The following is a 13,033-nucleotide window of genomic DNA, read 5'->3' as shown; positions in this document are numbered from 1 at the left end:
ACATTTTACATTGTAAAGTTAATAATCTACAAAAATGCCCTCTTAAAAATTATTGAAGGGCATTTTTATTTACATATAACATTAATCACCTAAAGCAAATGCTAAACGATTGGTATTTAAAGCTTCTACACATAAACCATATAGCCCTTCAGCAAACTCTATAACCTCTGACTCATCATAATCTCTAATTAATAATTCTGAGACTCTTTTCAACCGTTTCAACTTAAGCACATTAAATTGTTTATCTCTATACGGATCCAAATCAATTAATATGTTTAAATCATATCGAGTCCCTTGCGCTTGTTTCCAAAGGCATTCATGCACTTCATCTTCTAAATAAACTCCATACTTTTCCTGATAAATTTCATCTTGATTATTCGCTACATAAAACGTTACTGCCATCTTTTATACCTGACTAAATTAAGTACATATCTTTATTTTCATTACAACTCCTCATCCGGCAACTGCAAAAATTCTTCTAACTACTCCTTTAACATACAAAAAGAGAATACAATATCGTATTCTCTCATTCTTATCTTTCTTTAAAGCATATTCTTTATTATCTCACAGCCCGTCCCTTTTACAAATAACCATTCTGCTCACACCATTCATGAAATTGTCTTACATCTACTCCAACTAGAACGATATCTTTTAGTTCTACATCAATCGCTTGATCGTCAATGACAATAATAAAATTAGGTCCTGACTGTTTTTCCTTTTTCTTTATAATTCCAATTCGATTTCGATATGGCCCATCTTTTACATATGCTTTTTGTCCTGTAATATCAAAATTCAAGATTCTCACCTCTTTTACTGCGCTCAACTTTGAAATACTACCTCCTCATCGGAAAGTTTCCTTTCATGGCACTATTTCTGTATATATATGATGAAACAGTAAAAGAGTCCTTCCTTTATTACAATTATTTTTTCTTTGTTTCATTTTGATAAATTATACGTAAAGATTAGAGGGAAATGCATTTGGAAACGCTTTCTTGAACTTATTTCATGTTATAATGAAAAAGCATAACTTCGTAAAGAGGGAGAAAAATGGATATAACAATTATTACAAAAGTAATCGAAGCATTAAAATCATACGAATTTCAAGATGTAACATACTGCGAAGAAACAAAACAATTCTTATTTCATAATCAAACTGATATCATGAGCGGCTATGCAGAAATCACATATAATAGTCAATTTGAAAAGTTTAACGTGCAAATTCATCCGATTGAAACGCACCATCAAGCAGAGTTACAAGAAGTTGAAAAACACATTCAATCTTGTATACGAAAAGTTGAGTATTTGAATGCACTTCTTACAGGACAAAAGAAATTAACTGACAAAATTATTATTATGTAAAAAAGAACGTGATCATTTCACGTTCTTTTCATTTTCACTACTGTATATTCATCTTCTCTTTCAGTTGTAAGCCCGTCACAGACTCTAATAGATCCATTGCTTCTCCAATTGTCATATCAAAAATTGTCTTATCTTCTATATATGGGAACTGTCTAAAACGTTTTTCGAGTATTTTTACAGAATCCGATGTAAATGCTGCACTATCTATACCGAATTCTGTTTCAAGAAGAACGATCCAATCTAAAATATGAAATCCTAAGCCATTTACAAATGAAATGAGCTTTTCTTCAGGTTGCGAAGATAAAAATACGTGGCGCTCCATTTCAGCAAAAAGTTCTTCTCCTAAAATTTCTGCTAGTTCCTCATCATGTTCACGATTTACAATTTCGTCATATCCGTAATCGTCTGCAAGCTCCTCTACTTCTTCTCCGTCCATACAAAGTAACTGACTGCGAAGAGCACCCTTTTTGAATTCACTTTTCTGTACAACTTCTAAGAAACTTGTTTCCCATCCTTGTTCTAATTTCATATTTATAACTCCTTTATTTTTAAATATATCTTTTGCTTACTTTTCTCTTTCGCTGTTTGATTACATAACCTTACATGTCCAGATAAATTAGACGCCTTATATATTTTACCATTCACATAGACAGGTGGATCAATTAAGCGTTCCTTCCCACCTAAATAACAAATATCATAATCTTGATCATTCTCTTCTACTATTACATTTGGATGTAAAGTAGCCAATACACTCGTTATCTCTTCGTCACGACAACATTTCAATTTTTGAAGTAATGTCTCATCATCACACAAGAAATCTTCAATATGTATCACATGTTTTTCTAACGAAAGTTGCAAAACTTTTGTTAATACATGATAACTATATGAGCCTAATGGATGTAGAAAGAAATCAATTGTTTCTTTATAATACACCTCTGTAAACCATTCTGCAGCTTCAATAGAACTTAAACAAATAAATTGTTCATGAACCATTAATTGATCTAAAAACGTAACAACCTCTTGTTTTGAAATCATTCCATATGTATATAGATCGCGAAGTGTATAATCTATTCGATCCGCACATAGAGCTGGTAGTGGTTGTTCCAACAGCATCCATTGTTCCCAGTTTTGAAGTATTTTAGAATCATACCCACCCTATTTCTTTCAGTTTACTCGCTACAAATTGAACAAGGTGTTTATTTTGAAAACCTGATGCAATATAGAACTTCATATGAATTAGCTCCTTACTTATAAAGACTGCAGGGAAACTCCTTTTAGCGTTACAGATAATAATCAACAAGGATCTTGTAAAAAAAAATCCCCATCTTTAGAACTTATTTGCGTTTAAATGATGGGGCGTTTGATGATCCTCTTTTATTTTTTGTTTTTTATCACTTTCATCGGTTAACATGTCTAACTCTGCCGTTATTTCCGATTTTTGCAAGTTTCGTTCCTGTGAAAATTTTCTTGAAATGTAAACAATAATACTACCAACGTACAAAACAAAACATATAATAAGAGCTATATTTTCATAGAGACTCAGCTCCAACACAGTCACTCCTAATCCATCCGTATTTTTACACTCAAAGAAATGGAATTCCCCTATTAAATCTCTGTTATTGTAACATAAATATAGCAATTCTTCGAACCTTTCATTCTACTAAAAAAGACATGATTTTTTAGAAATCATGCCTCCTTAATATATTTCATAATGGTCTGTACTGCTTCTTTACCATTATATTTCTTTAATTCTTTTTTATACTTCGCACAATTATGATTTAGCTCTTCGATATGCTCCATAAGGGATGGCACTGATATATCTTCTTCATATAAAACCGACGCATACCCTTGTCTTTCAAACGATTGTGCATTTAAAATTTGATCTCCTCGGCTTGAAGCTTTTGGTAATGGAATTAAAATCATCGGCTTTTGCAATGTTAAAAATTCGAAAATAGCATTGGATCCAGCGCGTGAGATGACAAAATCTGTCGCCCCTAATACATCTGGTAATTCTCCGTGCACATATTCAAATTGCCTATATCCTTCTGCAGTTTGTAACTTCTTATCTAGATTTCCTTTTCCACATAGATGAACAACTTGATAATTTTTAAGGAGCTGTGGCAATGCTTCTCGTACTGTTTCATTGATCTTCTTTGCCCCTAGACTTCCTCCCATAACCGTGATTACCGGCTTTCGAGAATGAAAGCCAAGAAAACGCAACCCTTTTTCACGATTTCCACGTAGCACTTCTTCTCGTACAGGCGATCCTGTATACACTACCTTGTCTTTTGGCAGGTGCTGCGCAGCTTCTTCAAACGTAACAAATATTTCCGACGCAAAACGGAGTGCGATTTTATTCGCTAGTCCTGGTGTCATATCCGATTCATGCAACAAGACTGGAACACGGTTTAGCCATCCACCAATTACCACCGGTACAGATACAAAACCACCTTTTGAAAAAATAACATCAGGTTTTAATTTTCGTATTTGCACATATGCATCCATTACACCTTTCATAACAAGAAAAGGATCTTTTATATTTTTTAAGTCAAAATAACGGCGTAACTTTCCGCTCGCTATACCATAATACGAAATTCCTTCGTTCTCAATAATCGTTTTTTCAATCCCTTGATGAGAACCAATATAAGAAATATCCCAGCCCTTTTCTTGCAAATGTGGAATAATTGCTAAATTGGGTGTCACATGCCCAGCCGAACCACCGCCTGTAAAAATTATTCTTTTCATACTCCTCCCCCTTCTACATTATAGTACACTAAAATATCGTGCCTCGGGGTGAGCAAATACCATTGCCGTTACAGATGCTTCCGGCTCCATCATAAATCCTTCTGTTAGCGAAATCCCTATTTCCTCTGGCTGAATTAGACGAAATAATTTCTCTTGATCAGCAAGTTCCGGGCAAGCTGGATAACCGAAAGAAACGCGAATCCCTTGATATTTTGTTCGGAATCGTTCTTCCATCGTCATCTCAGGTGAATCTGGAATTCCAAAGCGATCGCGAATCAACATATGTGTTTTTTCAGCAAGACCTTCGGCTAGTTCTAGCGCTAATGATTGAATGGCATGACTACGTAAGTAATCCCCTTTCTCCTTCCATTCCTCCGCAATATCACGAACACCTTGCCCAACTGTAACCGATAAAAAGGCCACATAATCCATTTCATCTCCGGCCGGCCTTAAGTAATCTCCTAATGTACGGTACGGAGCTTTCCCTTGTCTTGGAAACGAAAATCGCTCTATTATACGCGTATGATCTTCCGGATCATAAATGATAATACTTTGTCCTTCACTTTGAGCAGGGAAAAATTGATAGACCGCTTTTGGTCGTAGCCAAGATTGTCCTTCTTGCAGTAGTTCATCAATTAAATTGTTTAATTCATGCGCTCGTTTGTCCCCTTCCCTCAGCAGTTTTTTCACATTTCCTTTTAAGCCAAGATGATGTCCGATTAACATTTGTCTATTTAAAAACGGCGCAAGGTGCGAAATCGGAATATCGCGCAGTATGACCCGCTTTGTTGAGTCAGGTACCATAATCTTCGCTGGCTCCAATGGTTCAATTACAGCTGGTATTACCGCTACTTTTTTCTCCTCTTGTTTCACAACATGAAGATGACGCTCCATTTTGTCCTGCTTCATTTTTTCTCGTTCCTCTTCTTTTTGTAATCGATTGATAAGATCGAGTCCTGTCATTGCATCGCTCGCATATAAAACAAGACCTTTATAAGAGGGAGAAATTCGATTATCTGTAAATTTCCTTGTGAGTGCTGCGCCACCCACGACAATGGGAATATCAATATTTGCCGCCTGTAAATCTTCAGCAGTTGTTACCATTTGTTGTGCTGATTTCACTAACAATCCAGAAAGTCCAATAATATCGGGTTTCGTCTCTTGTACTTCTTGAACAATACGATCAGAGCGGACATTAATTCCTAAATTCACAATTTCATAGCCATTGTTTGATAAAATAATTTCCACAAGATTTTTACCAATATCATGTACGTCGCCTTTTACAGTCGCTAACAATACTTTCCCTTTTTTCGCACTATCGCTAGACTCCATATACGGCTCTAAATAGGCCACAGCAGCTTTCATACTTTCTGCACTTTGTAATACTTCAGCCACAATCAGCTCATTATTATTAAATAAGCGGCCAACCTCGTCCATCCCAGCCATAAGCGGACCATTAATAATATCAAGAGGTTTTCTTCCTTCTATAAGCGCAAGACTTAAATCTTCCTGTAACCCTTGCTTTGTTCCCTCCACAATATAATTTGCTAATCGTTCATCAAGCGTTAATATTTCTTGTACAACAGCTTCTTTCTTCTTCGCACTTCGGTAAAAGTTCGTGAATTCTTCCAATGTTTCTTTCATTGTTTCAAATAATAGCGCGTCTGCGAGTTCCTTTTCTTCCTCTGGAATCGACGCATAGCGTTCTAATTTTTCAGTGTTTACAATAGCATAATCAAGTCCCGCTTTTGTTGCATGATATAAAAAGACCGAGTTTAGTACTTCACGACCAGCTGGCGGTAAACCAAACGATATATTACTCACACCTAAGATTGTTAAACATTCTGGAAGAGCTTCTTTAATAAGACGAATTCCTTCAATTGTAGCTGCTGCTGAACCGATATATTCTTCATCACCAGTTCCTACTGGAAAAACAAGCGCATCAAAAATAATATCCGATGGACGTATACCATATTTCTTTGTTAACAATTTATAACTTCGTTTTGCAATTTCTAATTTTCTTTCGGCACTAACCGCCATGCCCTCTTCATCAATCGTTCCTACTACAATAGCAGCACCGTATTTACGGATGAGCGGTGTTACTTTCTCAAAACGCTCCTCCCCGTTTTCTAAATTAATCGAGTTAATGACGCCTTTTCCTTGTATATATGTGAGAGCTTTTGCCATTACATTTTCATCCGTTGAATCAATCATAATTGGGACCTTTAATACTTTCGTAACCTCTGCTAAAAAGTTTTCCATATCTTCTACTTCATCACGGTCAGGATCCGCCATACAAATGTCAATAATATGAGCATTTTTCTTTACCTGCGCCCTCGCAACTTCAGCAGCTTCTTCAAAGTTTCCTTCTGCTACTAACCGTTTAAACTTGCGTGATCCAATCACATTGGTTCTTTCGCCAACAAATAACGGCCTCATAGAATCATCGTATTGCAATGCTTCTAAACCGCTAATCCCGTGACCTGCTCGCCCATGATTCTTGCGTGGTTTGAGCGATTTAAGTGCCGCTTTTATCGCCCTTATATGATCTGGTGTTGTCCCGCAGCAACCACCAACTATATTCATCCACCCTTCTTCAGCAAATCGCTTCACCTTTTCAGCAAGGGAAGCTGGTGATTCATGATAATGTCCATCCTCATCTGGCAGACCTGCATTTGGATAACAAGAAATATAACACTCCGATAAATCAGAAAGAGAACGAATATGCTCACGCATAAATTCTGGTCCTGTCGCACAGTTTAATCCGACAGATAATGGCTTCATATGCTCAACTGATAAATAAAACGCCTCGATTGTTTGACCAGCTAAAGTTGTTCCCATTGGTTCTATCGTTCCTGAAATCATAAGGGGCACTGTTTGATTCACCTCTGTAAACGCTTGTTGAATCCCTAAATATGCCGCTTTCACGTTCCGCATATCTTGACTCGTCTCAACAAGCAATACATCAACACCGCCCCGTAATAATCCTCTTGCTTGTCTAGTATATGCCTCAATTAACTCTTCAAAGGTTACCCCACCAGTTACACTAATTGCTTTTGTCGTTGGTCCCATCGCGCCTGCTACATATACTTCTTTGCCACATCCTCTTACAGCTTGTTTCGCTAAAAGTGCTGCTCTTTCATTCAGCTCTTCATCTAAATGAGACAATTCATAATCATGCAATACGATATTTGTAGCACCAAACGTATTTGTTTCTATAATATCCGCACCCGCTTCAATGTAAGCTTTATGAATGTCTAAAATGACATCTGGTCTTGTTTTTACTAAGTATTCATTACAACCTTCATATGCTTCACCACCAAAATCTTCAGCAGTTAAATCTGCTTGCTGAATCATTGTTCCCATCGCACCATCTAATATTAAAATATTATGTTGTAATCTTTCTTCTATCGTTTTCATTCGTTTATTACCTCTTTCACTTCTTGCTTTTCTCTCACATACTTAACAAGATTTTCTGTAATTTCATATTTTAAAAATGGTGTGATGAGATAAATACCGTTAAAATATTTCATCGTAGCATCAATTAATTCTTGTGAAATGCGAATTCCCTCTTCAATTGCTGCCTCCTGGGTTTCATGCCCATCCATTCTCTGTCTTACCTCGTCCGACAATGTAATGCCTGGCACCTCAAAATGAAGAAAATCTGCATTTCGCTTGCTTACTAAAGGCATAATTCCAATAAAAATCGGGTGTTCCAGATGCTTCGTTGCCTCGTACACTTCTTTAATTAAGGCTACATCATAAATTGGCTGTGTTAAGAAGTACTCTGCACCAGCTGCAATTTTTCTCTCCATCCGTTTTACCGCTGCCTTTAAATGCCTCACATGTGGATTAAAGGCTCCCCCAACAGAGAATCTCGTCGCAGGACCAATTGATTTTCCTAAAATGGTTCGACCATCATTCATTTCCTTAATCATTTTAATCAACTCAATAGATGATAAGTCATATACCGAAGTTGCCCCTGGAAAATCACCAACACGGGCTGGGTCACCTGTTAAAGCTAGCACTTCTTCCATCCCTAATGCTGATAATCCAAGCAAATGTGATTGCAAACCAATCACATTATGATCTCGGCATGTTAAATGAATGAGTACTGGAATATCATGCTTCGTTAATAACGCCCCCATTGCCATGTTCGAAACACGCGGTGACGCTAACGAGTTATCTGCTAACGTAATCGCATCAGCACCTGCTCTTTTCAATAATCTAGCACCTTCAAAAAAGCGCTGTGTATCCAATGTTTTAGGGGGATCTAATTCAACAACAACTGTCGTTTGCTTCTTTGCTTTCTCTGCAAGAGTAACATGAGTGCGTGAACGTTTCGCATGTGTATGAATGACTTGCGGCCGTTGAAAAATTTGTTTCTCTGTAACGGGTGTTTCATTCGTGATTGCACGTTTCATCCCTTTAATATGTGCTGGCGTTGTACCACAACAACCGCCCAATAACCGAATCCCTTGTTCAATAAATTTCGGTGTCATCGCCTCAAAATAGGCAGGGCTTCCTTCGTATAAATAACGTCCTTCTACATAGTTTGGAAGACCTGCGTTTGGATAAGCCGACAAGTAACCATTCTTTGGAATCGATATCATTTTGAAAGCTTCCGTCATATGAAGCGGTCCTAATTGACAGTTTAAACCGACTACATTTGCACCGTAATCTAAAAGCCCTGTTAATATTTCATTTACATCATTACCATTTTGCGTTGTGCCTGCTTCATGAAGCGCTAGTTGTGCAATAATCGGAATATCCGTTTGTTTTCGTAACACTTTTACTGCATGAAACAATTCGAATTCATCATAAAATGTTTCTAATAATAGCCCATCAACTTTTTCCTCTAATAAAGCTCCAGCCTGCTCAAGTAGCATAAATTCTCGTTCCATATCAGTCGTTGTAACGGCTCCGATATGCTTCATCCCACCAATCGTCCCTAAAATAGCATTCTTGTCTGTCACAGCTGCTTTCGCAAGCTTTACTGCTGCTTTATTAATTTGAACAACTTGATTTTCTAGTCCATACATACGCAGTTTTGCTTCATTTGCACCATATGTATTTGTTTGAATAACATCTGCACCAGCAGCTACATATTGTTTATGAATCGATATAATTAAATCTGGATCAGACAAGTTCAATTCTTCAAAACTACTTTGTAAACCATGTGAGTGTAATAACGTTCCAATTGCACCATCACCTATCACGATACCTTTTGATAATAGATCTAGTAATTTCACTTTTCTCCCTCTTTTCTATTAATATAAAAAACCCCTCTTCACCTTGAAGAGGGGGGACATTATCGTTCCTCCTCTTATCATGCAAAACTGTTCGTTTCGCAGGTATTAGCACCGTTTCAAACATTTCATTTGAAGGTTGCTGGGTTTCACAGGGCCTTTCCCTCCACCGCTCGTAATAAGAGTTTGTCTTTAACTATTTATTTTATTAAAAGGAAATGTGCTCACCTTTTAACATGTTTATCAATTTTCTAATAAATTTAGCATCCGATAGAATAAAAGTCAACGTGATTTGATAGAAAATAAAAAACATTTAAAATAAAGTTGCAATCCAATTATCTTTTGTTGTACAGTTAAAAACATAATAAAATTTCATACAAAATATTCTTATCCAGAGAGGTAGAGGGACTGGCCCGACGACGCCTCAGCAACCATTAACGCGATTCGTTAATAAGGTGCTAATTCCAGCAAATTGTAAAAAAATTTGACAGATAAGAAGAAGACTATATTCGAATGAAAGCCTTCTTCTTAGAAGGCTTTTTTATTTTTATACCACTTTAAACTTCGTATTTTATTTCATAAAGGAGGAATGTTACATGTCAACAATTGAAACAAAACTAGCCCAAATTGGAAATCGAAGTGAGACGACAACTGGAACGGTTAATCCCCCTGTTTATTTTTCAACAGCCTATCGCCATGAAGGAATCGGAAAATCTACCGGATTTGATTACTCAAGAACTGGAAATCCAACACGTGATCTTTTAGAGCGCGCAATTGCTGATTTAGAAGAAGGTGAACAAGGGTATGCCTGTAGTTCCGGAATGGCAGCGGTTCTTCTCGTCCTTTCCTTATTCCGTTCTGGTGATGAACTTATCGTATCAGAAGACTTATATGGAGGTACTTATCGCTTATTTTCTGAGCATGAAGAAAAGTGGGATATTCGCTGTAGATACGTAGATGCACAATCTATTAACCAAATAGAACAAGCCATCACTTCTCAAACAAAGGCTATTTTTATAGAAACGCCTACCAATCCATTAATGCAAGTTACCGATATTGTGGCTACCTCAGCCATCGCAAAACGACATGGATTACTTCTAATTGTTGATAATACTTTCTATACTCCCTATATACAACAGCCATTAACAGAAGGCGCAGACATTGTCCTTCACAGCGCAACAAAATATTTAGGTGGTCATAATGATGTACTAAGCGGCCTTGTCGTCGCAAAAGGCCAAACACTCTGCGAAGAACTTGCCCACTATCATAATGCTTCTGGTGCTGTATTAAGTCCATTTGATTCGTGGTTATTAATTCGCGGGATGAAAACATTAGCCCTTCGCATGAAACAGCATGAAGAAAATGCGAATAAAATTGTTGCTTATTTAAACGACGAAGATGGTGTAACTGATGTATTTTATCCAGGAAAAGGTGGTATGGTTTCATTTCGCCTTCGTGATGAAAAATGGATAAATCCCTTCTTACAATCTTTATCACTAATTACATTCGCTGAAAGCCTTGGCGGTGTTGAGAGTCTGATGACATATCCAGCCACTCAAACACATGCTGATATTCCAGAAGAAGTGCGAACAGCACGCGGTGTATGTAATCGCCTCCTTCGCTTCTCCGTTGGCATTGAAAATAGTGATGATTTAATTCAAGACTTAAAGCAAGCTATTACACATGTAAAAGAAGGAGTGAGAATATGAGCTATTCCTTAGATACACTCTTGCTTCATAACCAATATAAACATGATTCACAAACTGGGTCTGTTAACGTTCCCATCTATAATACGTCAACATTTCACCAATTTGATGTAGATACTTTTGGAAAATACGACTATAGTCGCTCTGGTAATCCAACACGTGAAGCACTTGAAGATATCATTGCTTTATTAGAAGGTGGAACAAAAGGATTTGCCTTTGCTTCTGGAATCGCGGCAATTTCTACTTCCTTTCTCCTTCTCTCACAAGGGGATCATGTTCTCATCTCAGAAGATGTATACGGCGGAACTTATCGTATTGTAACAGAGGTTCTCTCTCGTTACGGTATTTCATATACATTTGTTGACATGACAAATATAGAAGAGGTAAAGCGAAGTATTAGACCAAACACAAAAGTCTTTTATGTTGAAACACCATCCAATCCACTATTAAAAGTAACTGATATTCGTGCTGTTTGTAAATTAGCAAAGTCTGCTGGGGCCCTTACGTTTGTTGATAATACTTTTTTAACGCCTCTATTCCAAAAACCCCTTGAGCTTGGAGCAGATGTTGTACTTCATAGTGCCACAAAATTTATTGCTGGGCATAGTGATGTTACAGCTGGGTTAGCTGTTGTAAAAGATGAAGATCTTGCTCAAAAACTTGGCTTCTTGCAAAATGCCTTTGGTGCTATATTAGGACCTCAAGATTGTTCTCTCGTACTTCGCGGGATGAAAACATTACACGTACGTCTCGAATACTCAGCAGCAAATGCAAATAAAATGGCTCATTATTTACAAAAGCATTCAAAAATCCAAAATGTATATTATCCTGGATTAGAATCACATTCTGGTTATGGCGTACAACAATCACAAGCAAAATCTGCTGGGGCTGTTCTATCTTTCGCACTACAATCAGAAGATGCACTGCACCAATTTCTATCTAAAGTAAAACTCCCTGTATTTGCTGTTAGCCTAGGAGCCGTTGAATCGATTCTCTCTTATCCTGCTAAGATGTCCCATGCAGCATTGTCTCAGGAAGTGCGAGATGAAAGAGGTATTTCTAATTCATTACTTCGCTTATCGGTCGGCCTCGAGAATATAAATGATTTAATTTCTGACTTTGAAAATGCTCTTTCTTATGTAGAGGAACCTGTGAATGCATAGGAATTTTGATTTTGCTACATTTGAACATGAAGATGCAATACAAAAAAGAACCTGAATTCAGGTTCTTTTTCTCTTCCAATGTTTAGACGCCTCATCTTTCTAAGCTGATACATATTCTATATAAGGGTACAAAATTCCTTTTAGTATTGTTTTCAAAATTTTGTATATTAATTTGAAAGAACAAAAAAATCATGATAAACTTGTGTTATAAGTATATCCGTATCTTTCCAATTTTACAACGTATTACAATTTCTAATCAAAAACATCTTTTTTACAAAATGTACAAATTTATCTTTTTTATTTACACTAGAGTCTCTTTTCTTACATTTTCTTTACTTTAGAACGTTTTTTCTGCAACAACTATTTTCTTTTCTTTAATTTTTTGGTATGAATAGTATGGTATAACAGCTTACACGGAGGTGGAAAAAAACATGTTAGAAACCTTTCAAAAAGAATTAGAACTATATGAGAGTAATGCAGAGTTACTAAAAGTGCTTGCTCATCCTGTTCGCTTATGTATTGTAAAGGGATTAATTGAACGAGGTCCAAGTAACGTTTCTACAATGTACACAGGCTTAAACATGCCACAATCCACAATTTCACAACATTTAGCAAAATTAAAAAGTGCTAAAATCGTTTCTAGTGAAAGAAAAGGATTAGAAATTTACTACAAAGTAGAAAATGAAACAATTATTCAACTTGTTCACGTATTACTAGGTTAGGGATTATTAAACAGAGAAAAAAAGGGCGTATTCTATATTTTTCATCTCATATCTTTAATATAAATATATATCATGAGAGGAAATATACA

Annotated in this window: 12 protein-coding genes, 1 pseudogene and 2 riboswitches; of the genes and pseudogenes, 4 read left to right on the top strand and 9 right to left on the bottom strand. The window is 36.6% G+C overall.

Going from position 1 to position 13,033, the window contains the following annotated elements:
* Positions 1–81: 81 nt before the first annotated feature.
* Positions 82–402 (bottom strand): hypothetical protein, encoded by a 321-nt coding sequence (locus V7183_RS20365; protein ID WP_097896892.1) that lies wholly within the window; start codon positions 400–402, stop codon positions 82–84.
* 178 nt (positions 403–580) lie between these two features.
* A complete protein-coding gene (locus tag V7183_RS20360) occupies positions 581–796 on the bottom strand; it encodes a DUF3912 family protein (protein WP_141523178.1) in 216 nt (71 codons plus the stop codon).
* Positions 797–1,047: 251 nt separating this feature from the next.
* Between V7183_RS20360 and V7183_RS20355 the strand changes: the two genes are divergently transcribed.
* Positions 1,048–1,359 carry a hypothetical protein gene (locus tag V7183_RS20355; protein ID WP_097896894.1) on the top strand — a complete coding sequence of 104 codons (312 nt, stop codon included), beginning with the start codon at positions 1,048–1,050 and terminating at the stop codon, positions 1,357–1,359.
* 37 nt (positions 1,360–1,396) lie between these two features.
* Here V7183_RS20355 and V7183_RS20350 read toward each other — a convergent pair whose 3' ends face one another.
* The 7 genes and pseudogenes from V7183_RS20350 to V7183_RS20320 all read right to left on the bottom strand — a co-directional run bounded on the left by V7183_RS20350 (position 1,397) and on the right by V7183_RS20320 (position 9,356).
* Positions 1,397–1,888, bottom strand: coding sequence for a hypothetical protein (locus tag V7183_RS20350; RefSeq protein WP_097896895.1), 492 nt, complete (start codon positions 1,886–1,888; stop codon positions 1,397–1,399).
* 2 nt (positions 1,889–1,890) lie between these two features.
* On the bottom strand, positions 1,891–2,472 hold the full coding sequence (locus tag V7183_RS20345; protein ID WP_335360642.1) for a hypothetical protein: 582 nt from the start codon (positions 2,470–2,472) through the stop codon (positions 1,891–1,893).
* Positions 2,473–2,509: 37 nt separating this feature from the next.
* A pseudogene (locus V7183_RS20340) lies at positions 2,510–2,590 on the bottom strand (group-specific protein); the annotation flags it as partial.
* A 96-nt stretch (positions 2,591–2,686) separates the two neighbouring features.
* A complete protein-coding gene (locus tag V7183_RS20335; protein WP_097897061.1) occupies positions 2,687–2,965 on the bottom strand; it encodes a DUF3966 domain-containing protein in 279 nt (92 codons plus the stop codon).
* Positions 2,966–3,045: 80 nt separating this feature from the next.
* The gene (locus V7183_RS20330; protein ID WP_335360641.1) at positions 3,046–4,104 is read right to left on the bottom strand and encodes an undecaprenyldiphospho-muramoylpentapeptide beta-N-acetylglucosaminyltransferase; all 1,059 of its coding nucleotides are present in this window, start codon (positions 4,102–4,104) and stop codon (positions 3,046–3,048) included.
* 18 nt (positions 4,105–4,122) lie between these two features.
* Positions 4,123–7,524 (bottom strand): methionine synthase, encoded by a 3,402-nt coding sequence (gene metH, locus V7183_RS20325; protein WP_335360640.1) that lies wholly within the window; start codon positions 7,522–7,524, stop codon positions 4,123–4,125.
* Positions 7,521–9,356 carry a bifunctional homocysteine S-methyltransferase/methylenetetrahydrofolate reductase gene (locus V7183_RS20320; protein WP_335360639.1) on the bottom strand — a complete coding sequence of 612 codons (1,836 nt, stop codon included), beginning with the start codon at positions 9,354–9,356 and terminating at the stop codon, positions 7,521–7,523. Before V7183_RS20320 ends, metH begins: the two co-directional genes overlap by 4 nt.
* A gap of 71 nt (positions 9,357–9,427) precedes the next feature.
* Positions 9,428–9,538: riboswitch (SAM riboswitch) on the bottom strand.
* 199 nt (positions 9,539–9,737) lie between these two features.
* Positions 9,738–9,851: riboswitch (SAM riboswitch) on the top strand.
* A gap of 98 nt (positions 9,852–9,949) precedes the next feature.
* Here V7183_RS20320 and V7183_RS20315 point away from each other — a divergent pair.
* The 3 genes from V7183_RS20315 (at position 9,950) to V7183_RS20305 (ending at position 12,944) form a co-directional block, all read left to right on the top strand.
* Complete coding sequence (locus tag V7183_RS20315) at positions 9,950–11,062, top strand: methionine biosynthesis PLP-dependent protein (RefSeq protein WP_335360638.1); 1,113 nt, start codon at positions 9,950–9,952, stop codon at positions 11,060–11,062.
* Positions 11,059–12,222 (top strand): cystathionine beta-lyase, encoded by a 1,164-nt coding sequence (gene metC, locus V7183_RS20310; protein ID WP_335360637.1) that lies wholly within the window; start codon positions 11,059–11,061, stop codon positions 12,220–12,222. The genes V7183_RS20315 and metC overlap by 4 nt, the downstream gene beginning before the upstream one ends.
* A gap of 431 nt (positions 12,223–12,653) precedes the next feature.
* A complete protein-coding gene (locus tag V7183_RS20305) occupies positions 12,654–12,944 on the top strand; it encodes an ArsR/SmtB family transcription factor (RefSeq protein WP_097896903.1) in 291 nt (96 codons plus the stop codon).
* Positions 12,945–13,033: the final 89 nt, after the last annotated feature.

Origin of the sequence: Bacillus sp. JJ1127 (genome assembly GCF_036965845.1) — a bacterium.
In the GTDB taxonomy this organism is placed as follows: domain Bacteria; phylum Bacillota; class Bacilli; order Bacillales; family Bacillaceae_G; genus Bacillus_A.
This window is presented reverse-complemented; position numbering and strand designations above follow the sequence as displayed.

What these genes read in the sequence shown, in the direction of transcription:
- V7183_RS20365 (WP_097896892.1), bottom strand. Translation starts at nt 402, where the DNA reads ATGGCAGTAACGTTTTATGTAGCGAATAATCAAGATGAAATTTATCAG.
- V7183_RS20355 (WP_097896894.1), top strand. Translation starts at nt 1,048, where the DNA reads ATGGATATAACAATTATTACAAAAGTAATCGAAGCATTAAAATCATAC.
- V7183_RS20350 (WP_097896895.1), bottom strand. Translation starts at nt 1,888, where the DNA reads ATGAAATTAGAACAAGGATGGGAAACAAGTTTCTTAGAAGTTGTACAG.
- V7183_RS20345 (WP_335360642.1), bottom strand. Translation starts at nt 2,472, where the DNA reads ATGCTGTTGGAACAACCACTACCAGCTCTATGTGCGGATCGAATAGAT.
- V7183_RS20330 (WP_335360641.1), bottom strand. Translation starts at nt 4,104, where the DNA reads ATGAAAAGAATAATTTTTACAGGCGGTGGTTCGGCTGGGCATGTGACA.
- metH (WP_335360640.1), bottom strand. Translation starts at nt 7,524, where the DNA reads ATGAAAACGATAGAAGAAAGATTACAACATAATATTTTAATATTAGAT.
- V7183_RS20315 (WP_335360638.1), top strand. Translation starts at nt 9,950, where the DNA reads ATGTCAACAATTGAAACAAAACTAGCCCAAATTGGAAATCGAAGTGAG.
- metC (WP_335360637.1), top strand. Translation starts at nt 11,059, where the DNA reads ATGAGCTATTCCTTAGATACACTCTTGCTTCATAACCAATATAAACAT.
- V7183_RS20305 (WP_097896903.1), top strand. Translation starts at nt 12,654, where the DNA reads ATGTTAGAAACCTTTCAAAAAGAATTAGAACTATATGAGAGTAATGCA.